At 74.0% G+C, this 21,850-nt stretch carries 21 protein-coding genes; 12 read left to right on the top strand and 9 right to left on the bottom strand.

The window, feature by feature from the left end:
• Positions 1-26 precede the first annotated feature (26 nt).
• Positions 27-632: an ArsR/SmtB family transcription factor gene (locus ACFVNO_RS24495; RefSeq protein WP_378895962.1), complete on the top strand. Its 606-nt coding sequence runs from the start codon at positions 27-29 to the stop codon at positions 630-632.
• A 277-nt stretch (positions 633-909) separates the two neighbouring features.
• On the opposite strand, the gene ACFVNO_RS24490 is transcribed toward ACFVNO_RS24495, so the two are convergent.
• Entirely contained in the window at positions 910-1,464 is a 555-nt protein-coding gene (locus ACFVNO_RS24490) for a pyridoxamine 5'-phosphate oxidase family protein (protein ID WP_355264307.1), read from the bottom strand.
• Between the two features lie 323 nt (positions 1,465-1,787).
• Between ACFVNO_RS24490 and ACFVNO_RS24485 the strand changes: the two genes are divergently transcribed.
• The gene (locus tag ACFVNO_RS24485; protein WP_220561367.1) at positions 1,788-2,441 is read left to right on the top strand and encodes a response regulator transcription factor; all 654 of its coding nucleotides are present in this window, start codon (positions 1,788-1,790) and stop codon (positions 2,439-2,441) included.
• A 55-nt stretch (positions 2,442-2,496) separates the two neighbouring features.
• Here ACFVNO_RS24485 and ACFVNO_RS24480 read toward each other — a convergent pair whose 3' ends face one another.
• Complete coding sequence (locus ACFVNO_RS24480) at positions 2,497-4,275, bottom strand: GAF domain-containing sensor histidine kinase (protein ID WP_220561366.1); 1,779 nt, start codon at positions 4,273-4,275, stop codon at positions 2,497-2,499.
• 467 nt (positions 4,276-4,742) lie between these two features.
• Between ACFVNO_RS24480 and ACFVNO_RS24475 the strand changes: the two genes are divergently transcribed.
• Positions 4,743-5,348 carry an HAD family hydrolase gene (locus ACFVNO_RS24475; protein WP_378895959.1) on the top strand — a complete coding sequence of 202 codons (606 nt, stop codon included), beginning with the start codon at positions 4,743-4,745 and terminating at the stop codon, positions 5,346-5,348.
• A gap of 52 nt (positions 5,349-5,400) precedes the next feature.
• Here ACFVNO_RS24475 and ACFVNO_RS24470 read toward each other — a convergent pair whose 3' ends face one another.
• Positions 5,401-6,765 carry an MFS transporter gene (locus ACFVNO_RS24470; protein WP_378895957.1) on the bottom strand — a complete coding sequence of 455 codons (1,365 nt, stop codon included), beginning with the start codon at positions 6,763-6,765 and terminating at the stop codon, positions 5,401-5,403.
• Between the two features lie 281 nt (positions 6,766-7,046).
• Here ACFVNO_RS24470 and ACFVNO_RS24465 point away from each other — a divergent pair, with 281 nt between their 5' ends.
• Positions 7,047-8,240 carry an NAD(P)/FAD-dependent oxidoreductase gene (locus ACFVNO_RS24465; protein ID WP_378895955.1) on the top strand — a complete coding sequence of 398 codons (1,194 nt, stop codon included), beginning with the start codon at positions 7,047-7,049 and terminating at the stop codon, positions 8,238-8,240.
• Between the two features lie 10 nt (positions 8,241-8,250).
• Here the strand turns inward: ACFVNO_RS24465 and ACFVNO_RS24460 are convergent, their stop codons facing one another.
• Positions 8,251-8,931 (bottom strand): nucleoside/nucleotide kinase family protein, encoded by a 681-nt coding sequence (locus ACFVNO_RS24460; RefSeq protein WP_378895953.1) that lies wholly within the window; start codon positions 8,929-8,931, stop codon positions 8,251-8,253.
• Between the two features lie 83 nt (positions 8,932-9,014).
• Entirely contained in the window at positions 9,015-9,551 is a 537-nt protein-coding gene (locus tag ACFVNO_RS24455; RefSeq protein ID WP_220561362.1) for an NUDIX hydrolase family protein, read from the bottom strand.
• Positions 9,552-9,912: 361 nt separating this feature from the next.
• Here ACFVNO_RS24455 and ACFVNO_RS24450 point away from each other — a divergent pair, with 361 nt between their 5' ends.
• Complete coding sequence (locus ACFVNO_RS24450) at positions 9,913-10,248, top strand: STAS domain-containing protein (RefSeq protein ID WP_378895951.1); 336 nt, start codon at positions 9,913-9,915, stop codon at positions 10,246-10,248.
• 243 nt (positions 10,249-10,491) lie between these two features.
• On the opposite strand, the gene ACFVNO_RS24445 is transcribed toward ACFVNO_RS24450, so the two are convergent.
• Both ACFVNO_RS24445 and ACFVNO_RS24440 read right to left on the bottom strand, forming a co-directional pair.
• Positions 10,492-12,192: a PH domain-containing protein gene (locus ACFVNO_RS24445; RefSeq protein ID WP_378895949.1), complete on the bottom strand. Its 1,701-nt coding sequence runs from the start codon at positions 12,190-12,192 to the stop codon at positions 10,492-10,494.
• The gene (locus ACFVNO_RS24440; RefSeq protein WP_355264329.1) at positions 12,189-12,686 is read right to left on the bottom strand and encodes a PH domain-containing protein; all 498 of its coding nucleotides are present in this window, start codon (positions 12,684-12,686) and stop codon (positions 12,189-12,191) included. Before ACFVNO_RS24440 ends, ACFVNO_RS24445 begins: the two co-directional genes overlap by 4 nt.
• A gap of 108 nt (positions 12,687-12,794) precedes the next feature.
• Here ACFVNO_RS24440 and ACFVNO_RS24435 point away from each other — a divergent pair, with 108 nt between their 5' ends.
• Together ACFVNO_RS24435 and ACFVNO_RS24430 are read left to right on the top strand one after the other, a co-directional pair.
• Positions 12,795-13,721: an SPFH domain-containing protein gene (locus ACFVNO_RS24435; RefSeq protein ID WP_355264332.1), complete on the top strand. Its 927-nt coding sequence runs from the start codon at positions 12,795-12,797 to the stop codon at positions 13,719-13,721.
• Between the two features lie 15 nt (positions 13,722-13,736).
• Positions 13,737-13,958, top strand: a complete 222-nt coding sequence (locus ACFVNO_RS24430; RefSeq protein WP_220561357.1) for a hypothetical protein — start codon at positions 13,737-13,739, stop codon at positions 13,956-13,958.
• A gap of 68 nt (positions 13,959-14,026) precedes the next feature.
• Here ACFVNO_RS24430 and ACFVNO_RS24425 read toward each other — a convergent pair whose 3' ends face one another.
• Positions 14,027-15,688 carry an FAD-binding dehydrogenase gene (locus ACFVNO_RS24425; RefSeq protein WP_378895946.1) on the bottom strand — a complete coding sequence of 554 codons (1,662 nt, stop codon included), beginning with the start codon at positions 15,686-15,688 and terminating at the stop codon, positions 14,027-14,029.
• Between the two features lie 237 nt (positions 15,689-15,925).
• Here ACFVNO_RS24425 and ACFVNO_RS24420 point away from each other — a divergent pair, with 237 nt between their 5' ends.
• The gene (locus ACFVNO_RS24420) at positions 15,926-16,729 is read left to right on the top strand and encodes a hypothetical protein (protein ID WP_378895945.1); all 804 of its coding nucleotides are present in this window, start codon (positions 15,926-15,928) and stop codon (positions 16,727-16,729) included.
• A 1-nt stretch (position 16,730) separates the two neighbouring features.
• On the top strand, positions 16,731-17,546 hold the full coding sequence (locus ACFVNO_RS24415) for a hypothetical protein (protein WP_355264340.1): 816 nt from the start codon (positions 16,731-16,733) through the stop codon (positions 17,544-17,546).
• 34 nt (positions 17,547-17,580) lie between these two features.
• Here ACFVNO_RS24415 and ACFVNO_RS24410 read toward each other — a convergent pair whose 3' ends face one another.
• Positions 17,581-18,675: a Zn-dependent alcohol dehydrogenase gene (locus ACFVNO_RS24410; protein WP_355264343.1), complete on the bottom strand. Its 1,095-nt coding sequence runs from the start codon at positions 18,673-18,675 to the stop codon at positions 17,581-17,583.
• Between the two features lie 159 nt (positions 18,676-18,834).
• On the opposite strand from ACFVNO_RS24410, the gene ACFVNO_RS24405 reads away from it, so the two are divergent.
• The 3 genes from ACFVNO_RS24405 to ACFVNO_RS24395 all read left to right on the top strand — a co-directional run bounded on the left by ACFVNO_RS24405 (position 18,835) and on the right by ACFVNO_RS24395 (position 21,660).
• Positions 18,835-19,782 (top strand): Ku protein, encoded by a 948-nt coding sequence (locus ACFVNO_RS24405; RefSeq protein ID WP_378895944.1) that lies wholly within the window; start codon positions 18,835-18,837, stop codon positions 19,780-19,782.
• Positions 19,783-19,989: 207 nt separating this feature from the next.
• Positions 19,990-20,835: a dimethylargininase gene (gene ddaH, locus ACFVNO_RS24400; protein ID WP_378895943.1), complete on the top strand. Its 846-nt coding sequence runs from the start codon at positions 19,990-19,992 to the stop codon at positions 20,833-20,835.
• Positions 20,836-21,042: 207 nt separating this feature from the next.
• On the top strand, positions 21,043-21,660 hold the full coding sequence (locus ACFVNO_RS24395) for a TetR/AcrR family transcriptional regulator (protein ID WP_220561350.1): 618 nt from the start codon (positions 21,043-21,045) through the stop codon (positions 21,658-21,660).
• Positions 21,661-21,850 lie beyond the last annotated feature (190 nt).

Below are 21,850 nucleotides of genomic sequence, written 5' to 3'. Positions count from 1 at the left end.
AATCCCGATCGTTGTAGCATCCGACCATGGCAGACGCAGAGCAGTACGCGCCGGAGCCCGCCGCACCCGTGCGTGAGCGCCGCCCCGCCACCCCCGAGGAGACCAAGGCGCTGGGGCATCCGCTGCGGGTCCGCATCCTGCGCCTGTGCCTGGACGAGAAGACCAACAAGGAGCTCGCCGAGCGCCTGGGCGTCTCCCCGGGCACCGTCCTGTACCACGTGCGCCGCCTCGTCGACGTGGGCTTCCTCGTCCCCGGCATCCCCCGCACCGGGCCGAGCGGCGCCCTGGAGAAGCCCTACCGGGCCACCGGCGAGACCTGGTGGCTGGACAGCCCCCTCCAGGACGCCGGGCCCGCCGCCGCCCACGCCCCCGTGCAGGCCTTCCGCCGCGAGCTCGACGAGGCCGGGCCCGGGGCGGTGCGCACCTTCTCCCGGTTCACCCTGCACCTGTCCGACGAGGACATCGCCGAGCTGGACCGGCGCATCGTCGCGGTCCTGGACGAGTTCGTCGCCACCGACGGCGAGCGCCGGGACCGCCCCCGCTATAGCGGCATGTTCCTGCTGCACCGGCCCTCCGGAGCGGGCGGCCCGGACCCGGAGACGGAGACGGAGCGGGGCGCCGGCGCCCCGTGAACGGAAGCGGCCCCGTCAGTCCCCGTACCGCACGTACAGGAGCGCCGCCGGGGCGGCGGGCACGACCGCGGCCGCGATCCCGGCGTCGGGCAGGGGTACCGCTCGGGTTCCACACCCCAGCGCAGAGCCCCGCGCCCGATTCGGGCCGCCGGGCCGGGGCGCCGCCGGGGCGGCGGGCACGACCGCCCGGCACCGCCGCCGTGAGCCCGGTGACCGGGCAGGGGCGCCGCCGGGGGCCACGCCGCAGCGCAGGGCCCCGCGCGCTCGGGGCGCGGGCTCAGGGGCGCTGGATCCGGCGGCCGGTGACGCGTCCGGGGACGATCCGCAGGACCTGGTCCCGGGGGCCCGAGGCCCAGGGGACGGGCATCCGCCCTTGCGGGATGCGGGAGAGCTCCCCCGCGTCGCGCACCCACCGGCAGCGCCCGGTGAACAGGGCGCTCCAGCCCTCGCGGCGCTCGTCGTCGAAGTGGTCCACCTGGAAGGAGGCGTAGCCCCGGGCGTACCGCATGACGGTGCCCGCCAGGCTGGTGCGCAGCACGATGGTCTCGTTCATCAGGGCGTAGTTGACCGGGAGCACGGTCGGTGCGGCGTCGCCGTCGATGGTGAAGGCGATCCGGCCGATGTCGCGGGTGGCCGCCAGGTTGAAGCACGTCCGGCGCTCCAGGACGGTGAAGGTCGCCTCGGGATCCCCCTCCGCGAGGTCGATGCCCAGGAGTATCGCGGAGTCGTCGTCGAGCCGGCGGGTCCCGGCCAGCAGATCGTCGCCGTGAGCCCGGCCGGGTGGCACCGCCGCCTGCCCCTGTGCGGTTCCGGTATCGCTTTCACGCACCATCGCGGCCCCCCGAGATCGGTCCCCCGTTTTGCTCGATCCCCACCATTGTCGCTGCTCAGCGGGTCGGGGCTGGTGCCCTACGGTCCCCGGGACGCCGGCGGAGGTCCTCTCCCGAGCGCCTACCCGGGAGGCCCTAGTCCCCAAACAAAAAGGGACGTTGTGCCCCATAGGCGACAACGCCCGTTGTCTAAGCTGGGAAAACGGGACCTGTGTCACCGGTGGCACCGCCGTTCGGACGGCGCGCACCCGCGGCGCGCTGCCCCACAATGGGGCTCGGCGGCCCGGGACCGGGACCACCGGTGAGGAGATGGGGTGCGTACCTGATGCACGGCGACGAGACGATCCGGGTGTTCCTGGTCGACGACCACGAGATCGTCCGCCGGGGAGTGGGCTCCCTGCTGGACGACGAGGACGGCGTCGAGGTGGTGGGCGAGGCCGGCACCGCGGCCCAGGCGCTCGCCCGGGTGCCCGCCCTGGCTCCCGACGTGGTGGTGCTCGACGTGCGCCTGCCCGACGGCGACGGGGTCACCGTCTGCCGCGAGATCCGCTCCCTGCTCCCGGACACGCGCATCCTCATGCTCACCTCCTACTCCGACGACGAGGCCCTGTACGGCGCCGTCATGGCCGGGGCGTCGGGCTACATCCTCAAGCAGATCCACGGCACCGACCTGGTCGGCGCCGTGCGCACGGTCGCCCAGGGCCGTTCGCTGCTGGACCCGGAGTCCACCACGCGCATGCTGGAGCGGCTGCGCGAGGAGGCGGGCCGCAAGGACCCGCTGGGCGAGCTCACCGACCAGGAGCGCCGGGTGCTGGAGCTGATCGGCGAGGGCCTGACCAACCGGGAGATCGGCGCCCGCATGTACCTGGCGGAGAAGACCGTCAAGAACTACGTCTCGCGGGTGCTCGCCAAACTCGGCATGGCCCGCCGCACCCAGGCCGCCGCCTACGCGGTCCGCCTGTCCCTGGGCGGTTCCTGACCGGTCGGGCGGGCGCGGCGCCGGGGCGTGCCCCGCCCGGGCCGGGCGCGCCCGCTCAGGCGCGGGCGCGGGCGGGCACCGCCCAGCGCACCGTGGTGCCCCCGCCCGGGGCGGAGTCGATCTCCACCGAACCGCCGAGCTCCTCGGCGCGGGAGACGATGTTGCGCAGGCCGCTGCGGTGCGCGTCCTCGGGGATGCCCGCGCCGTCGTCGGAGACCCGCAGCACCACCCGGCCGTCGGCCACCGACACCTCCACGTCCACCGCCGTGGCGTGCGCGTGCCGGGCGGCGTTGGACAGCAGTTCGCGCAGCACCGCCACCAGGTGCCCGCCGGTGGCCTCGTCCACGGCGGTGTCCACCGGCCCCTGGGTGAGCAGCCGGGGAGCGAACCCCAGCGGGTCGGTGGCCCCGTTGACCAGGTCCAGCACCCGCGAGCGCAGCCGGGAGGAGTCCTCGCCCGAGCTCTGCAGGGCGAAGATCGTCGAACGGATCTGCCGGATGGTGTCGTCCAGGTCGGTCACCGCGTTCTGCACCCGCTGGGACGAGGTGGCGTCGTCGATCCGCCGCACCGTGCCCATCAGGGTGATCGCGGTGGCGTACAGCCGCTGGATGACGGTGTCGTGCAGGTCGCGGGCGATGCGGTCGCGGTCCTCCAGGACGCTCAGCCGCTCGGAGTCCAGCCGGGCCTCGGCCAGCTCCAGGGCCACGGCCGCCTGGTCGGCGAAGGCGGCCAGCATGCCCATCCACGCGGTCGGGAACTCCTCCCGGCCCGCGGCGCGCGCCAGCAGCAGCACGCCCCGCGCCCCGCCCGGGGGCCCGAACGGCAGCACCAGGATCGCCCCCAGGCCCAGTTCGGCCAGGAACTCGATGCCCGGGTCGCAGTGCTCGGAGATGTCGGTGCGGATCGGGTCGCCGCTCAGGTAGACCCGCCCCAGCAGGGTGCCCGGGGTGCACGCGAGCGTGGCGCCCCGCACCCCGGCCGCCAGGGACGCGCCGCGGCGGCCGTGCACCGCCCCCTCCGGCGACCCGTCCCCCTCCGGGGCGTCCCACACCCGCACGGTGAGGGTGGCCGGCTCCTCGCCCGGCATGGCGATGACGGAGAGGTCGGCGTGCGCCATCAGCCGCGCCCGCCGGGCCACCAGCCGCAGCACCTCCTCGGGCGGCGCGCCCGACAGCAGCCGGGTGGTGATCTGCCCGGAGGCGTCCAGCCAGGTCTCCCGGCTCTGGGTCTCGGCGAACAGCTGGGCGTTCTCGATGGCGGTGCCCGCCGCCGTGGCCAGGGCGCGCAGCAGCAGCTCGTCGTCCCCGGTGAACTGCCCGCCGTCGCGCTTGTCGGTCATGTACAGGTTGCCGAACACCCGGTCGCGGATGCGGATGGGCACCCCCAGGAAGGTGCGCATCACCGGGTGCCCCCTGGGGAAGCCCACCGACTCCGGGTGGTCGGAGACGTCGCCCAGGCGCAGGGGCTCGGGCTCCTTGATGAGCAGCCCCAGGATGCCCTCGCCGCGGGGCCAGTGCTCGATGGAGGAGATCTCGTCCGGGCGCAGCCCCACCGGGATGAACCGGCTCATCTCGCCGTCGGGCCCGATCACGCCCAGCGCCCCGTAGCGGGCGTCGACCAGGCTGCTCGCGGTCTCGGTGATGCGCAGCAGCAGGGGGTCGAGCTCCAGGCCCTCACCGATGGAGACGACCGCCTCCAGCAGGGTGCGGATGCGCTCCTGGGTCATGGAGATCTCGCTGAGCCGGGAGCGCACCTCGTCGAGCAGGTCGTCCAGCCGCACCTCGGGGAGGGACAGCCGCTCCTGGCCGGGGGCGGTGCCTTCACCGTCACTCATGGGCGTTCTCTCCACCGTTTCTCCGAAGGTCTCCTCCGAGTCTAGGGGCGCCTTTCCGCCGCCCGTATCCGGAGTGCCGAACCCCCGGTGCCCACGGTCACATCCCACGAGGTCACGGGCCTTCCGGAGTTTCCAGATCCATAGAGATCAAAGGTTGAACTCTTTTTATCGGGAAAATGGGACCTTCTTCCCTTGATTTTCCGTCCCCTGCCTGGAGGGGCCGCGGTGGGCGATTTTCCGATCACCAGTGGATCGCATCCCGAGGAGAGTCCCGGACCACCGAGGACCCCTCCCCGAGGGTCTCGGCGCCCACGACCCTCCGCCCCTTCAGGGTAGGCCGGTCCGGCCCGCCCGGGCGGGTTGTCCACAGGGCCGGCCTCCCACCCGTTCCCCCGGTTCTGTGTGCGCTGGGGACCGCCATCGGGTACGGCTGGAGTGAGCCGCCCACCGACCCCGAGGAGCCCTCCTTGCCCGAGACCGAACCCGGAGCCGTCCTGTTCGACCTGTTCGGCGTGATCGCCCGCCACCAGTCCGCCGAGGGGAAGGAGCGCCTGACCGCCGCCATGGGCACAGCCGACCCCGCCGCGTTCTGGGACGCCTACTGGGACCTGCGCCTGCCCTACGACCGCGGGGACCTGGACGGGCCCGCCTACTGGAGGGCGGTGGGGGAGCGGCTGGGCCGCGAGGTGGACCCGCCCCTGGCCGCCGAGCTCATCGCGGCCGACATCGACAGCTGGCGGGCGGTGGACCCCGACATGGTCTCCCTGGTGGAGCGGCTGGCCTCGCAGGGCCGCACGGTGGGACTGCTGTCCAACATCCCGGTCGAGCTGGCCGACCGCTTCGAGGAGGACAACCCGTGGCTGGCGGCGTTCTCGGTGCGCGCCTTCTCCGGCCGCCTGGGGGTGGCCAAGCCCGAGCCCGAGGTCTACCTGTGGTGCCTGGAGCGGATGGCGGTCGACCCGGGGGACACCCTGTTCGTGGACGACCGCGGCGAGAACGTGGCGGCCGCCGAGGCGCTGGGCATGGCCGGGCACCTGTTCACCGGCCGCGCCGCCCTCGAGGCGCGCCTGTAGACACACGGCGGGCCCGGGGAGCGCACCGCTCCCCGGGCCCGCCGCCGGGGGGTCAGCCGCGCGCGGTGACCCTGACCGGGGTGTCGTCGAGCGAGTCGTCGCGGGTCTCGCGGGTCAGCAGCAGCGCGACCAGCGTGATCACGCTGACCAGCACCAGGTAGCCGCCCACCCACGCGATCCCGAAGGTGCCCGCCAGCCAGGTCGCGATGTAGGGGGCGAACGACGCGCCCAGCAGCCCGGCCAGGTTGTAGGCGGCCGAGGCCCCGGTGTAGCGCACGTTGGTCGGGAACAGCTCCGGCAGCACCGCCGCCATCGGGCCGAAGGTCAGGCCCATCAGCGACAGGCCGATGACCAGGAAGGCCAGCACCCCGACGGTCCCCGAGCCCAGCAGCGGGCCCATGGCGAACCCGAAGACGATGATCGCTGCGGTCACCGCCACCAGGACGGGCTTGCGGCCGAACCGGTCCGACAGCAGCCCGGCGACCGGGGTGAAGATCCCGAAGAACACCACGCCCACCAGCAGGAACACCAGGAACTGGGAGCGGTCGTAGCCCAGGCCGGTCTCCGGGTCGGTGCCGAAGCCCAGCGAGAAGACGGTCATGAGGTAGAAGAGCACGTACGTGGCGACCATGACCAGGGTGCCCAGGATCAGGGCGGCCCAGTTGCGGCGGAACACCTCGACGATGGGTGTGCGCACCTGCTCGCCGGCGGCCAGCACCTTGGCGAACGCGGGGGTCTCGTGCAGGCTCAGGCGCACCCACAGGCCGACCACGATGAGGATCGTCGACAGCAGGAACGGCACCCGCCAGCCCCACGCCAGGAACGTCTCCTCGCTCATGGCCTGGCTCAGGATGAGGAACACGCCGTTGGCGAGGAAGAACCCGATGGGTGCGCCCAGTTGCGGGAACGTCCCGTAGAAGCCGCGCTTGCCCGCGGGGGCGTTCTCGGTGGCCAGCAGGGCGGCCCCGCCCCACTCGCCGCCCAGCCCCAGCCCCTGGCCGAACCGGCACAGCGCCAGCAGCAGCGGGGCGAGGACGCCGACCTGGGCGTAGGTGGGCAGCACGCCGATGCCGACGGTGGCGATGCCCATGGTGAGCAGGGACGCCACCAGGGTGGCCTTTCGGCCGACGCGGTCGCCGAAGTGGCCGAACACCCAGGAGCCGATGGGGCGGGCCACGAACGCGATGGCGAAGGTGGCCAGCGACTGCAGGCGGGCGGCCATCATGTCGCCCTCGGGGAAGAACAGCGCCGGGAAGACCAGGACCGCGGCGGTCGCGTAGATGTAGAAGTCGTAGAACTCCACGGACGTGCCCACGAGGCTGGCGGTGAGCACCTTGCGTCGCGGGTTGGTCGGCGGGTCCATCGGTGCGGGGGTGCCGCGCTCCGGTGCCGGGTGCTGTTCGGCGACGTCCGTCATGGGACTTCTTTCCAGGTCAGAGCAATGGTCTGCAAAGGGAGGATGACCGGATCGTAGACCTAATGGACACTATGTGGGATATTTGTCTCGCCATATGGACAAGGGGTGGGGGTTGCGTCCGTCCCCGAGAGGGCGCGGAACCGCGGAACGCCTTTCCCGCAGGGGGTCCGGGACGGTCTATGGCGTCGGCCACATCCGGGGGACCGGCGCGCGGGCATGTCACATCCGCGGCGGTCCGACCCGTCCATGGGGGGACGGAACACTCCACCGGGAGGCACCCCATGGTCCACGAACTCCTCGTCCTCGGCGCCGGATACGCCGGACTCGCCGCCGCCCGCCGCGCCGCCCACCACGTTCGCGCGAACGGCGCGGGGCTGCGCGTCACCCTGGTCAACGCCACCGACACGTTCGTCGAACGGGTCCGCCTGCACGAGGTGGCCGCCGGGCGCGACGTCGGCGTCCACCCCCTGGTCGACTCCCTGAACCCCGCCATCGACCTCGTCGTCGGCCGGGTGGAGGCCCTGGACACCGAGGCGCGCACCGTCGACGTCCGCACCGGGGACCGGGTCCGCACCCTGCGCTACGACACCCTCGTGTACGCGCTGGGCAGCACCGCCGCGGCCGACGCGGCACCCGGGGCCGCCGAGCACGCGGTCACCCTGGCCGGGCTGGAGGGCGCCCGCGAGGTGGCCCGCCGCATCGCCCGGGAGCGCCCCCGCACCCTCACCGTCGTCGGCGGCGGACTGACCGGCCTGGAGGCCGTCACCGAGATCGCCGAGGCCCACGCGGGCATGGACGTGCGGCTGGTGACCTCGGGCCCGGTGGCGGCCGGCGTCAGCGTCAGGGGACGGGCCCACGTCCGCCGGGTCCTGGACCGCCTGGACGTCTCCGTCCGCGAGCACACGCGGGTCGCCGCGGTGGAGGCGGACCACGTCAAGTTGGAGGACGGGGACCTGCTGGAGAGCGACCTCACCCTGTGGAACGCCGGGTTCGACGTCTCCCCGCTGGCGGCCGGGGCCGGGCTGGCCGTGGACGGCTCCGGGCGGGCCCTCGTCGACGGCACCCAGCGGTCGGTCTCCCACCCGGACGTGTACGTGGTGGGCGACGCCGCCCACGCCGACGCCGTGGACGGCCGTGAGCTGCGCATGTCCTGTGCGATGGGGCTGCCCATGGGGACCGCGGCGGCCGACGCCGTCGCCGCCCGGCTGGCCGGGCGCGAGCCGGACGCCGCCCCCTTCGGCTACCTGTTCCAGTGCGTCAGCCTGGGGCGGCGCGACGGGCTCATCCAGTTCGTGCACGCCGACGACTCCCCGCGCGGGGCCTTCCTGACCGGGGGCCTGGCCGCCCGCTACAAGGAGATGATCGTGTCGTCCGCCTACGGCGGGCTCCGGGGGAGCGGCAAGCAGGGCTCAGCCGAGGGGTATCTGTGGCTGGTGCGCGGGTCGGCCCGCCGGTTCCTGCGCCGGGCCGCCTGAACGGCGGGGCTCAGCCGCCCGCGGCCCCCTCGGCGCCCCCGGGGCGCCGGGGCACCGCGCCGGTGGGGACGACGCGGGTGCAGGCGCTCCTGAAGCGCTTGACGAGCTCCCCGTTGGCGCGGTCGCTGCGCTCCACCCACTCCCGGGCGGCGGCCTCGTCGCGGCCGCCCGCCAGCTGGCGGCGCAGCAGGCGCTCCTCGCGCAGCGCGTCGTCGGCCTCCACGTACCAGAGTTCGGCGAACAGCGGGCGCAGGGACCCCCAGGGCTCGGCGTCCCAGGCCAGGTAGTTGCCCTCGGTGACGACGAGCCGGGTGCCGGGCCCGATCACGTGGCGGGCGGCGACGGGCTCGTGCAGCCGCCGGTCGTAGTCGGGGACATAGACCGGGTGGTCGGTCTCGGTGAGGAGCCGCCGCACCAGGGCGGCGTACCCGTGCGCGTCGAAGGTGTCGGGGGCGCCCTTGCGGTCCAGCCGCCCCAGCCGCTCCAACTGGGCGTTGGACAGGTGGAAGCCGTCCATGGGCAGGTAGCCGGCGGTGCCCGGGGAGGTCCGGGCGTCGGCCTCGGCGACCAGCCGCCGGGCCAGGGTGGACTTGCCCGCCCCGGGGGCGCCGGTCAGGCCGAGCAGGGCGCGGCCCCGGACGGGGAGCAGGGCCAGGGCGTCGTCGACGAGGGCGGCCAGGGCTTCGGGCATGGGTAGAGGGTACGCCCTCGCGGTGTCCCCGTGTCCGGGGGCGGGGAAGGGGCCCCGCGGCGCCGCCGCGGGGCCCGCCCGGCTCAGGGGGCGTGCCCCACATGGGCCAGCGCCTGGCGCAGCAGGACGTCCTGGCCGTCGTTCATCTCCGCGTGGACCACCGGGTCGGCGGCCTCGGCGGGGGTGAGCCACACCAGGTCCAGGGCGTCCTGGCGGGGCTGGCAGTCGCCCGACACCGGCACGATGTAGGCCAGCGCCACCGCGTGCTGGCGCGGGTCGTGGAACGGGGTCACCCCGGGGGTGGGGAAGTACTCGGCGACGGTGAACGGCTGCGGGGAGGCGGGGACCCGGGGCAGCGCCACCGGGCCCAGGTCCTTCTCCAGGTGGCGCAGCAGCGCGTCGCGGACCCGCTCGTGGTACAGGACCCGGCCCGAGACCACCGACCGGTGGAACCGGCCGTCGGGGGTGGCCCGCATCAGCAGGCCGACGTGGGTGACCTGGCCGACCTCGTCGACCCGGACCGGGACGGCCTGCACGTACACCAGGGGCATGCGGCCGCGGATGCCCTCCAGCTCCTGGGCTGAGAACCAGCCGGGTCGGGTCTCGGCGGTTTCGGTCATGGGGTGCGCGGCGCGGTCCCGCCCGGCAGGGCGGAAGGGGTGCGCCGCTCCCTCCCTTCTGTGCGCTGTGCGTCGGCCCGGGGCCTCAAGGACACCATGTGTCCCTACCGCTTTTACCGCACCCGGGCCCCCGGGGCACGGTGCGGGGGTGCGTCCGGGTGTGTCCGAGAGAGGTGTGCGGGCCTTCTCCCGGGGCCGTGAGCAACCGGCCCGGGGGTGAGGTGAACCTGTCCCCGCGGCCACATCGGCGAGTTTTCGGGGGTTTTCCTCGCAAAAGCCTGACGGAACCTCTCTGGAGAGGTTACGATCTCGTACGCGGTTGCGTAGTGGAAAGATTACGTCCGGTGAGAGGTGGCCTCGAGTGGCACGGGATGTCCGGTTCCAGGAATGTCTCCCGCACACCGGTGTGACGGTGGTATCGGTGGAGGGCGAGATCGACCTGGCCACCGTCCCGGGCCTGCGCGCCCGGTTGGCGGCGGCCCGCGAGGAGGGCTGTGAGTGCCTGATCGTGGACCTGGCGGGTGTGGGATTCCTGGACGCGAGCGGCGTGGGAGCCCTGGTGGCGGCGCGGCGGGCGATGAACGCCCGGGGCGGCCGCCTCGTGCTGGCCCGGCCGCGCCCGGTCGTCTCCCGGGTCCTGGGGATCCTGGGCCTGGACCGGGTCTTCGAGATCGTGCCCGCCCCGGCCGCCCGCTGAGCACGCCCCGGCCCCCGGCGCGGGACCCGCGCCGGGGGCCGGGGCGCGGACAGGGGCCTTCGGGCCAGGGGGAGGGGACGCCCGTGCTCCTCCGGGGGCGGGGGCCGTGATGCGGCGCCCCCGGCCGTGATGGACACGTCGTCGCCGGAGGCCCCGGCGCCGCACCGGCCCCCGGTCCGGGGCCGCGCCCCCGGGCAGCGGGCGGGCCCGGACCCGCGCCCCCGCGCGGGCCCGGGGGAGCGCTCAGCCGCGCTCCCCGTCCGCCCCCTCCGGCTCCCCGTCCCGCTCCAGGAACTGGGTCAGCAGGTCCGGGACGGCCAGCGCCGCCCAGGCCAGCCCCTGGCCCAGCCCCACGTCGGCGGCGGTGTACATGCCCTTGCCCGAGGCGGTGGTGGCCGACACGTGCGCCAGCCCGGCCCGGCGCTGGAACGGCGTGCGGGTGATCCGCCAGCCGATCACCGCCGACCGCTCCAGGGTCGTGGTGTCGCGCACCGCCATGCCCCGGCGCACCACCAGGTAGCGCGGGTGCAGGCCGTGCCCCAGCGCCCGGTGGGAGCCGACCGCGTACCAGAACGCCACCACCGCGAACGCGGCCCCCAGCAGCCACCAGCCCCAGGGCGGGGCGGCCTCCACCAGGTGGGTGACGACCGGCAGCGGGTTGAGCTCCTCCTCGATCTCGTGGGCGGCGTCCCACCACGCGGCCTCGGCCAGCGTGTGCAGCCACGCCAGCCCGCCGGCGACGGCGAAGCCCGCCAGCGAGGCCCACCCGGCGCGTACCAGGCGGCGGCTCAGGGCCGACCGCGGGTGCGCGGTCAGCGGCAGGTCCAGGGGCGACTCGGGGGTGCGCATCAGGTCCGCGGCCAGCTCCCGGGCTCGGTCCCGGGGCATCGGCGGGGAGAGGCGGCTCTTGGCCTGGGTCTTCTCCGCGTCCGCGGCCCCCAGGCCGGTGGCGACCGCGCGCACGTCCGCGCCTCCGGCGGAGCGCAGCACCAGGGGCTCGTGCAGGGTGACCCCGTTGAGGCGCCGGCCCTCGATCGTCAGGGACTGACTGTTGAGCAGGCCCCGGCGCATGACCACCGTTCCGTTGGACTCCCGGGTCAGCCGGTAGTCCCACCAGGTCTCCACCGCGACGGCCACCAGGACGACCGTGCCCGACACCAGCAGGCCCACCAGTGCCGCCGGGACGACGAACAGCAGCCGGGCCATGACGAACGCACCGATCTCCGCGGTGCTGGGCAGCCCGGTCTGCTCGGAGATCCACCGGTAGATCCAGCCCTCGGACTGGGCGTTGGCGCCGATCAGGGCAGCTATGGCACCGATGCCGATGCCCAGGGTGGCGGTGGTGGCCGGGGCGTAGGCGAACCAGCGCCGGTCCAGGCGGGCCAGCTCCAGGCCGTCGGCCTCCTCCGCGCCCTTCGCGCCCTCCGCCCCTTCGGCGTTCCCGGCGGCCGGCGCGTCGCGGTACAGCAGCTCGCGGCGCAGCCGCTCGCCCTGGGCGGCGGTGACGAACTGGAGTTTGACCTGGTCGGATCCGGAGTCGACCTGTTCGCCGGTGCCGACGGTGACGACGCACAGGCCGAAGGGCCGGGCGTAGACCGGCGCCGCCACGTCCACGCTGCGCACGCGCTCGCGCGGCACCGAGCGGTAGGCCTTGGCGATCACGCCCGAGCGCATCTCCATGCGTTCGTCGGTGACGCGGTAGGAGACCGCTTTCAGGACCATCATGTCCAGGGCGGTGAGCCCGGCGATGAGCGCCAGGGCCCCGGGCAGCGGGGCCAGCGCCCACCAGGCCAGGTCCAGGACGATCAGGACGACGGTGCCCACGACGGCGGCGGGGACGATGAAGAGGGCGCCGGCGGCGGTATTGGCCCACACACTGAGCGGGCTCAGGCCCTGCCAGTCGCCCAGCGGGCGTTCGGTCGGGGGTCGCTGTGCGGTGGTCACGTGGCATCCCCCGGAACCGCCTGGGTGGTCTCGGTGAGCTGGTCGGCGACCCGGGTCGCCAGGGCGTGGTCCAGACCCGCGATCTCGATCGGCCCGGCGGCCGAGGCGGTCGTGACGGTCACGCTGGACAGCCCGAACGCCCGCTGGAGCGGCCCGCGCGCGGTGTCCACGGTCTGGATGCGCGACATGGGGGCCACCCGCCACTCCTGCCAGAACCAGCCGCTGGAGGCGTAGACGGCGGTGTCGGTGACCTCCCAGCGGTGGACCCGGTACCGCCACTGCGGCATCACGAAGGTGATCAGCAGGCCGGGGACCCCGATGGCGGCGGCCGCGAGGAGGAACCAGAAGCGGACCGGCTCCCAGATCAGGGCGGGGACGACGGGGACCGCGGTGAGGACGACCGTCGTGATCAGCGAACGGGTGGTCCACCAGCGGACGGCCCGGGGGTCCACGCGGTGGTGCGGCGGGCGCAAACGCGGTGTGTCGGTGGTCATCGCGTCCACGTCTCCTCTCGGTCTTGTGGGCCCCTGTGGCCCGGCTCCTATAAAAAGTGATATCACAATGCTATGCTCGCGTCATCACTTGAGAGGGAAGGAACGCACATGACCGAATCCGCCACCCCCGCCCCCCGTTATCGGGAGGCCCCGCAGTACCGGGAGACCACGGCCAAGAGCCGCGACGGCATCGGCATGTTCCTGCTGGCCCTGCTGATCGTGCTCGCCGGCGCCGCTGTCGCCGGGACGCCCTTCCTGGTCGAGGCCGTGCCGCTCCTCGCGGCGATCATCGCCGGCGCCGTCATCGCCGTCGTCGGCCTCTTCCTCATGCTGGGGCTGACCATGGTCTCCCCCAACGAGGCCCGCGTCGTCCAGCTCTTCGGCCGCTACGTCGGCAGCGTGCGCACCGACGGCCTGCGCTGGGTGAACCCGCTGACCGACCGCAACGCCGTCTCCACGCGCATCCGCAACCACGAGACCTCCGTCATGAAGGTCAACGACGCCTCGGGCAGCCCCATCGAGATCGCCGCCGTCGTCGTGTGGCAGGTGGAGGACACCGCCCGCGCCACCTTCGAGGTCGACGACTTCGTGGAGTTCGTGTCCATCCAGACCGAGGCCGCCGTGCGCCACATCGCCGGCCACTACCCGTACGACTCCTACGACGCCGAGGGCGCCCTGTCCCTGCGCGACAACGCCGACGCCATCACCGAGCGCCTGTCGGAGGAGGTCGGACAGCGGGTCGAGGCCGCGGGCGTGCGCATCGTGGAGTCCCGCTTCACGCACCTGGCGTACGCGCCCGAGATCGCCCAGGCCATGCTCCAGCGCCAGCAGGCGGGCGCCCTGATCGCCGCCCGCCAGGAGATCGTCGAGGGCGCCGTGGGCATGGTCGACCGGGCCCTGTCGCGGTTGTCCGAGGAGCACGTGGTCGAGCTCGACGAGGAGCGCAAGGCCACCATGGTCAGCAACCTGTTGGTCGTGCTGTGCTCCGACCGCCCCGCCAGCCCGGTCGTGAACACGGGGACGCTGTACCAGTGACGGGGTGAGGTGGCCGTGCCGGAGCGCAAGAAGGTGCTGCTGAGGCTCGACCCCGCCGTCCACGACGCCTTGGCGCGGTGGGCGGGCCAGGAGCTGCGCAGCACCAACGCCCAGATCGAGTTCCTTCTGCGCCGCGCCCTCGACGACGCGGGGCGGATGCCGAAGGAGGCCGGGGACATCCCCCGCCGCGGCCGACCCCGCAAGGAGGGGCCCGGGTCCCCGGACTCGGATGGCTGACACCCCCTGCGAGCACGAGGCGCCGGACACCCGCGGCGGGTGTCCGGCGCCTCGCCGCCGTCAGGGCCTCAGAGCGCGGCCGCGGCGGCGCGGCCGGCGGTCCGGCCCGAGAACAGGCAGCCGCCCAGGAAGGTGCCCTCCAGGGCGCGGTAGCCGTGCACGCCGCCGCCGCCGAACCCGGCGACCTCGCCCGCCGCGTACACGCCCGGCAGCGGGGTGCCGTCGGCGCGCAGCACCCGCGCGTCCATGTCGGTGTGCAGCCCGCCCAGCGTCTTGCGGGTGAGGATGCGCAGGCGCACCGCGATCAGCGGGCCCGCCTTGGGGTCGAGGATCTGGTGCGGGGACGCCACCCGGATCAGCTTGTCGCCCCGGTAGTTGCGGGCCCCGTGGATCGCCGTCACCTGGAGGTCCTTGGTGAACGTGTTGACCATCTCCCGGTCGCGGGCCACCACCTCGCGGGTGACGGTGTCGGGGTCCAGCACCCCGTCCCCGGCGATCTCCCGCATCTTCTCGATGAGCGCGGGCAGCCGGCCGGCGACCGCGAAGTCCACCCCGTGCTCCTTGAACGCCTCCACCGGTCCGGGCGCGCCCGGCAGCGCGCGCTTGAGGAGGAGCCGGACGTCCTTGCCGGTCAGGTCGGGGTTCTGCTCCGAGCCCGACAGCGCGAACTCCTTCTCGATGATCTTCTGGGAGAGCACGAACCACGTGTAGTCGTGGCCGCTCTTCATGATGTGGTCCAGCGTGCCCAGGGTGTCGAACCCGGGGAAGTACGGGGCGGGCAGCCGCTTGCCGGTGGCGTCCAGCCACAGCGACGAGGGCCCGGGCAGGATGCGGATGCCGTGGCGGGACCAGATCGGGTCCCAGTTCTGGATGCCCTCGGTGTAGTGCCACATGCGGTCGGGGTTGATGATCTGCGCACCGGCCTGCTCGGTGATGCCGAGCATGCGCCCGTCCACGTGCTCGGGGACGCCCGACAGCATGTGCTCGGGCGGGGTGCCCAGCCGCTCGGGCCAGTTCTTGCGCACCAGGTCGTGGTTGGCGCCGATACCGCCGGAGGTGACGACGACCGCCTGCGCGGACAGCTCGAACTCCCCGGCGGCGTCGCGGTTGCTGGCCCGGCCGCGCTCGGCGTCGCTGGGCGCCAGCACGGTGCCGCGCACGCCCGTCACGGCCCCGCCGGTCACGACCAGCTCGTCGACGCGGTGGCGGAACCGCAGGGAGACCAGCCCCCGCTCGGCGGCGGCGCGCACCCGGCGCTCGAACGGGGCGACCACGCCCGGGCCGGTGCCCCAGGTGATGTGGAAGCGGGGGACGGAGTTGCCGTGCCCGTCGGCCAGGTAGCCGCCGCGCTCGGCCCAGCCCACGATGGGGAAGAGCCGCAGGCCCATCTGCCGCAGCCAGGAGTACTTCTCCCCGGCGGCGAAGTCCACGTACGCCTCGGCCCACCTGCGCGGCCACGCGTCCTCGGGGCGGTCGAAGCCGGCGGTGCCCATCCAGTCCTGGAGGGCGAGCTCCCTGGAGTCGCGGATGCCCATCCGGCGCTGCTCGGGGGAGTCCACGAAGAACAGGCCGCCGAAGGACCAGAACGCCTGTCCGCCCAGGGACTGCTCGGGCTCCTGGTCGAGCAGGATCACGTGCTTGCCCGCGTCGGCCAGTTCGGCCGCCGCCGCCAGGCCCGCCAGTCCCGCGCCGACGACGATCGCGTCGGCCTGATCCGCTGCGCTGCTCATGGGGGTCGTGTCTCCTCGACTCGGTCGGCCGTGCCCGCGGCACGCTGTGCGCGATGGTGACGACTGTGCTCCCTCGCCGGGCGCGGGGCAAGGGGCATGTGTGCCGTACGCCACAGCTTTTGTCAGCCTGTGACAAACCCGCAGGTATCCGGCATGATCATTCGGCCCGCGTGCGCCCGCTCCCCGCTCGACCGCGCCCGCGCAGGTCCCCGCCCCGACCGTCGACCGAGGATCCCCGTGTACTTTCCCCCTGCGGCCTTCGACCCCGGCCCCGCGGCCACCGTCATCGGCTTCGCGCTCCTGCTCTTCCTGCTCGCGGTCCCCTACGCGGTGTCCGCCCTGCCCCGGATCGCGCCCGTGTTCACGCGGCCGTCCGGCCTGGTGGCCCTGACCCTGCTCCTGTCCGCCGTGGAGGTGGCGGCGGTCATCGCCTTCCACGCCACGGCGGTGCACGGCCTCACCCTGCGGGACCTGGTGCCTGGGGGCTTCCAGGAGACCGCGCCCGAGTGGCGGGTCCTGGTGGGGGAGGAGCCCCCGTTGTGGCTGGTGTCCGGTGCGGTCGCCGCCCTGTTCGCGACCTTCGTGGTGTGGGCGGTGCGCGAACGGGCACGGGTGCCCGAGCCGTGGCACACCCCCTTGGCCTGGTGGTCGGGCGGGGAGATGCTGCTGTACCGGGCGTCCCTGCCCCTGGGGCTGGCGTGCGGCGTCGCCGCGTACTATCTGGTGCTGTACCCGCTGCTGGCGGCGCACTTCGGGCCGCTGACCGGGGTGCTGGTGGTCGCCCTGGTGTCCGGGTGCCAGTACCGGACGTCCGGGCCCGCGGCGATGCTCTGGTGCTGTGTGATCGAGGCGGGCCTCCTCGGGCTCTACGCCTTCGTGCTTCCGGGAGGGCTGGCCGCGCCCCTGCTCCTGTGGTCCCTGTTCGGGGTGGTGCTCGGCCGGATGGCGGCGAGGCAGCGCCTCGGGGAACTCGGGGATCCGGTCCTGGAGGTCACGGTGCTGGACGCCGACGGCGCGCCGGTGCCGCGGCGGGAGGACTGACGTGTACTTCGTCCCGCCGGGCTTCGAGCCCGGACCGACCGCCCTGGCGGTCGCCGCCGTCCTGCTGCTCGTGATGCTGCTGCGTCCGCTCTTCTCCACGCGGACGTACGCGGACGCCCCCGGGGCGCCCGCCCCTCTCACCCAGCTGGCCGTCGTCCACCTGGGGTTCGTCCTCGCGGAGGTGGTCCTGTCGGTGGCCTTCCTCTACACCCTGCACGCGGCCACCCCGGCCGCCCTGGGCCTGGACCCGATGGCGGTGGGGCCCGAGCACCTGTGGATGCCGGAGGGGGCCGGGCACTGGTTCGGCCCGGCCGCCGGCGTCGCCCTGGGCGGGTTCGCGCTGCTCGCCGTGCTCGTATGGTGGGAGCACCGGGGCGGCCCGGGGGAGCCCCCGCCGCCCACCGAGCGGCTCGTGCCGCGCACCGCCGCCGGGTGGCGGCTGCTCCTGGCCGTTCCGGTGCTCGACGGGCTGTCCGGGGTGCTCGTGTTCGCCCTGGTCCTCTACCCGACCGTGGCGGTCCTGGTCGACCCCTGGGCGGCGGTGCTGGCGGCGGGCTGGATGTGGGGCTGGCGCAGCTGGCGCTGCCCCATGAACGGCGGGGTCGGTGCGGGCACCCTCTTCGGGGTGTTCGCCGCCCTGCTCTACGCCCTGGGACTTCCGGGTTTCCCGGTCCCGGGGGCGTTGATCATGGTCGGGATGGGCGCGCACCGGTCGATCCTCTTCCACCGGCTCCTTTCGGCCCTCGCAGACCGGGCCGACGACGAGGCGCCCCTGGAGGTGCTGGAGGTGACGGTGGAGGACCCCGGGCGGCGCTGAGCACGGTGGGGGCGCCGCCGCGCCCCCACCGCGTTCACGCCCCGAAGCGGACCAGCGACCGGCCGCCCTTGCCCTGGCGCATCCGCTCGAACGCGTCGGGCACGCCCGACAGCGGGATCTCGTCGGTCACCATCGCCCCGAGCCGCAGCTCGCCCGAGCGCACGCTCTCGGCGATGACGGGGATGTCGCGGTCCGGGTCGCTGGACCCGAACACGCAGCCGCGCAGCGTGCGGGCCTGGTGGAACAGCTCCAGGGCGTTGAACGTCACCTCGTCCTTCACCGATCCCAGGCCCACCACGGTGACGGTGCCGCCGCGGCGGCTGGCCCTCCAGGCGGCGCGCACCACCTTCGCCGAGCCCACCACCTCGAAGACGTGGTCGGCGCCGCGCCCGCCGGTGAGCGCCCGCACCGCCTTGGACAGGTGCTCGTCGGCGAGCAGGAACTCGGTGGCCCCCAGCGACCGGGCCAGTTCCTCCTTGTCGGGGGAGACGTCCACGGCGACCACCGGGTCGGCCCCGGCCATACGGGCCGCCTGGAGTACCGACAGGCCCACCCCGCCCAGGCCCATGACCACGGCCGACTGGCCCGGGCGCACGGCGGCGGAGTTGTTGACGGCGCCCCATCCGGTGAGCACCGCGCACCCCAGGATGGCGGCGGCGGCCGGGTCCAGGCCGTCGGGCAGCGGGACCACGGCGTCGGCCCCCACGACGGTCGCCTCGGCGAACGCGCCGCAGCCCAGGCCGGGGTGGACGGGGGTGCCGTCGGTGAGGTGGGCGTAGGGGACGGCGGACCGGTCCAGGGCGTGCTCGCACAGGTGGGGTTCGCCGTTGCGGCAGAACCAGCAGGCGCGGCAGGCCGGGGCCCAGTTGAGGATGACGTGCTGGCCGGGGTTGACCGAGGTGACGCCCTCGCCGACGGCCTCGACGGTCCCGGTGCCCTCGTGGCCCAGGACGGCGGGCCACTTCTGGGCCAGGGTCCCGTTGGACAGGGAGAGATCGGAGTGGCACACCCCGGCGGCGGTCAGGCGCACCCGCACCTGGCCGGGCCCGGGGTCGGGCAGCACGAGATCCCGGATCTCCGGGGGTGCCCCTTGGGAGGCGAAGACGGCGGCCTTGACGGTCGTACTCATGGTAGGAACTCCAATCGCGGACTGCCGCGATCCTAGCGATACCGACCGGTCGGTAAAAGAACGGGGTTCGGTTGTCGGGAAAGTCCCATGGCCGGTTCTTTGTTCTTTTCGACCGGTATTTTGCCCGCCCCCGGTGATCATGGGGACTAGGGAGGCACCATGGTCAATCCTGTCTGGGTGGGCACCCTCATGTTCGGCGAAGTGCCGATCGGGGTGCGCCTCTACAGCGCCCGCGAGCGCCGCGGACCGGTCCTGCACCAGTTCGAACGCGGCACCGCCGACCGCATCCGCTACATCCGCGTCAACGAGCGCACCGGCGAGGAGGTCCCCGCCGAGAAGATCGTGCGCGGCGCCCGCACCGCCGTCGAGGACGAGTACGTCGTCCTGGAACCGGAGGAACTGGAGGAGATCCTCCCGCACGGGTCGCGCACCATGCGCCTGGACGGGTTCGTCTCCGAGGGGTCGGTCGGGCCCCTCTGGTACGCCTCCACCTACTACATGGCCCCGCGCGACCCCGCCGACGCCCAGCCCTACCAGCTGCTCTACGCGGCCCTGGACCGCACGCGCCGGGCGGGGACGGCCACCGTCGTCCTGCGCGACCGCGAGTCCCCGGTGCTCATCGAGCCGACCCGCGGCGTGCTGTCCGCCTCCACCCTGTGGTGGCCCGACGAGGTGCGCGCCCCCGACGACGTGATGCCGCCGGTGCCCTACCCCGCGCTGGGCAAGGAGGAGCTGGCGCTGGCCGCCGAACTGGTCGACTCGCTGTCGGTCGACTGGGACCCGGCCCGCTACGAGGACAGCTACGGCCACCGCCTCACCGAACTGGTGCGCGCCAAGGCCAGGGGAGGCACCATCACCCACCGGCCCGGCGGGGAGGACCGGCCGCGCCGGACCGAGGGGTCCTCCGGGGACGGCGCGCTCCAGGAGGCGCTGCGCCGCAGCCTCCCGCACGGGCGCGCCCCCGGGCCGCGCCCGCCCGCCCGCGGTGAGGGCCGGCGCACCAAGCGCGAACTGCTCCGGCGCGCCTCGGAGCTGGACGTGCCGGGCCGCTCGAAGATGAACCGTGAGGAACTGGAGGAGGCGGTGGCCCGCGCGGGCGGCCGCTGACCGCGCGCCCCGCGGCCGCCCCCGTGCCCGTCCGGTCGCGGGGGCGGCCCGTGCCGGGGACCGCGTGTTCACCGAACCGTGCCCCTTGGCCCGGCCCCGGTGCGGGTATCCCCACATCGAACGGACGAACCCCGAGGTGGCGCACGGTGGTGAAGGCTGTGCCGCCGCGGGGGTCCGTGATTCCCGACGGTCTCACTGGGAGGTTCAATGAAGAACCCGACCGGTCCGGTGGCGGTTCGACGGCACTACCTCATGTGCCGCCCCACCTACTTCGCGGTCGAATACGCGATCAACCCCTGGATGGACCCCGCCGTGCGGGTCGACCGGGAGCGGGCGATCCGCCAATGGGAGGCGCTGCGCGACCTCTACCTGGAGCTGGGCCACGAGGTCCAGGAGATCTCGCCCATCGAGGGGCTGCCGGACATGGTGTTCGCCGCCAACGGCGCCCTGGTGGTCGACGGCCGGGTCTACGGCGCCCGCTTCGCCAGCGCCGAACGCACCCCCGAGGGGCCCGCCTACCTGGAGTGGTTCCGGGCCGCGGGGTACACCGAGACCCGGGAGCCCAAGCACGTCAACGAGGGGGAGGGCGACTTCATCACCCTCGACGACGTGGTCCTGGCCGGCACCGGCTTCCGCACCGAGGCGGCCGCGCACCAGGAGGCCGAGCGCTTCCTGGGCCGCCCGGTGGTGACCCTGCAACTGGTGGACCCCCGCTTCTACCACCTGGACACGGCCCTGTTCGCGCTGTCGGGCGAGCGCGTCGCCTACTACCCGGGCGCGTTCTCCGCGGGCAGCCGCAGGGTGCTGGAGGCGCTGTTCCCGGACGCCCTCGTCGCCACCGAGGACGACGCCCGCGTCCTGGGCCTGAACGCCGTCTGCGACGGCCGCAACGTGGTCCTGGCCGCCGAGGCGCGGGACCTGGCCGACCGGTTGCGCGCCGAGGGCCTGACCGTCCACCCGGTGGAGCTGGACGAGCTGCGCAAGGCCGGCGGCGGCGCCAAGTGCTGCACGCTGGAGCTGCGCCCGGCGTACGGGCAGGCCGTGACGGACTGACGGGAGGCGGCCGGGTTCCGCGCACCCGTGTGCGGTATCCGGCCGCCCAAACCCCGGAGAATGTGGGATGCACCACCATGGGTAAGGGTGGACTCACCCGTAGTCACAGGTCATCCGCCCACCACGGAATCCGAAGCCCTTCCGCGTCCGGAAACGGGTGCCGGGAGGCCCTGGTCAAAAGAGGGCGGATCAATAGGGTTCGTCAGAGTGAAGAGCAAACAGCGCAGACTACCGCGTCGGATCCGTGAACAACTGATGATCGACGCCGCCGTCACGGAATTCTCCCGAGGCGACTACCACACGGTGCGCGTCGAGCAGATCGCCGCGGCCGCGGGGACCTCCAAACCGACGGTGTACCACTATCTGGGCTCGAAGGAAGGCATATTCACCGCCTGCGTGCGCCGCGAGTCCGAACGCCTCATGCTCACCCTGCGCGCCGCCGTCCACGACCCCCGCGCCCCGCGCGGAGAGGACCCCCTGCGCCGCGGAATCCGCGCCTTCTTCGGATTCGTGGTGGAGAACAGGGAGAGCTGGACCGTCCTGTACCGGCGCGCCGCCGCCGGCCCCTTCGCCGCCGAGGTGACCCGGGCCCGCGACCGCGTGCTGGCCGAGGTCACCGACCTCATCACCACCTGCGGCGGGCTGCCCGGGGACGTCCGCGAGCGCGACGCCGCGCTGCTGGCCAGGATCGCGGTGAGCACCGCCGACGCGTTCGCCGACTGGCTGCTGGACCACCCGGGGGAGAGCCCCGAGGCGATGGCCGACCACGTCACCGCCCTGACCTGGGCGCACCTGGAGGCACGCGGAGCCCCGGCCGGAGCGTAGGGCGTGTCCGGCGGATCATTCCGGGTCGCGGTCGCCGGGCCGCCTCTCGCCGCGCCGCCTGGGCTCGGACGGCCGACCACGGGCCGACATCGCCGGGCGGCTTGCGGGAGATCGCCCGACGACCGCTCCCGGCACCCGGCGCGAGCGCCGGGACGCACGAAGGCATCCACCGGACACGCCTCGGCGGCGG

The organism is Nocardiopsis sp. NPDC057823 (genome assembly GCF_042797335.1).
Classification (GTDB): Bacteria; Actinomycetota; Actinomycetes; order Streptosporangiales; family Streptosporangiaceae; genus Nocardiopsis; species Nocardiopsis changdeensis.
This window is presented reverse-complemented; position numbering and strand designations above follow the sequence as displayed.

Excerpts from the sequence above, each read along its gene's own strand:
- ACFVNO_RS24425 (WP_378895946.1), bottom strand. The coding sequence starts at position 15,688 with ATGAGCAGCGCAGCGGATCAGGCCGACGCGATCGTCGTCGGCGCGGGA.
- ACFVNO_RS24470 (WP_378895957.1), bottom strand. The coding sequence starts at position 6,765 with ATGACGGACGTCGCCGAACAGCACCCGGCACCGGAGCGCGGCACCCCC.
- ACFVNO_RS24455 (WP_220561362.1), bottom strand. The coding sequence starts at position 9,551 with ATGACCGAAACCGCCGAGACCCGACCCGGCTGGTTCTCAGCCCAGGAG.
- ACFVNO_RS24440 (WP_355264329.1), bottom strand. The coding sequence starts at position 12,686 with ATGACCACCGACACACCGCGTTTGCGCCCGCCGCACCACCGCGTGGAC.
- ddaH (WP_378895943.1), top strand. The coding sequence starts at position 19,990 with ATGAAGAACCCGACCGGTCCGGTGGCGGTTCGACGGCACTACCTCATG.
- ACFVNO_RS24495 (WP_378895962.1), top strand. The coding sequence starts at position 27 with ATGGCAGACGCAGAGCAGTACGCGCCGGAGCCCGCCGCACCCGTGCGT.
- ACFVNO_RS24410 (WP_355264343.1), bottom strand. The coding sequence starts at position 18,675 with ATGAGTACGACCGTCAAGGCCGCCGTCTTCGCCTCCCAAGGGGCACCC.
- ACFVNO_RS24465 (WP_378895955.1), top strand. The coding sequence starts at position 7,047 with ATGGTCCACGAACTCCTCGTCCTCGGCGCCGGATACGCCGGACTCGCC.
- ACFVNO_RS24480 (WP_220561366.1), bottom strand. The coding sequence starts at position 4,275 with ATGAGTGACGGTGAAGGCACCGCCCCCGGCCAGGAGCGGCTGTCCCTC.
- ACFVNO_RS24405 (WP_378895944.1), top strand. The coding sequence starts at position 18,835 with ATGGTCAATCCTGTCTGGGTGGGCACCCTCATGTTCGGCGAAGTGCCG.
- ACFVNO_RS24485 (WP_220561367.1), top strand. The coding sequence starts at position 1,788 with ATGCACGGCGACGAGACGATCCGGGTGTTCCTGGTCGACGACCACGAG.
- ACFVNO_RS24435 (WP_355264332.1), top strand. The coding sequence starts at position 12,795 with ATGACCGAATCCGCCACCCCCGCCCCCCGTTATCGGGAGGCCCCGCAG.
- ACFVNO_RS24460 (WP_378895953.1), bottom strand. The coding sequence starts at position 8,931 with ATGCCCGAAGCCCTGGCCGCCCTCGTCGACGACGCCCTGGCCCTGCTC.
- ACFVNO_RS24490 (WP_355264307.1), bottom strand. The coding sequence starts at position 1,464 with ATGGTGCGTGAAAGCGATACCGGAACCGCACAGGGGCAGGCGGCGGTG.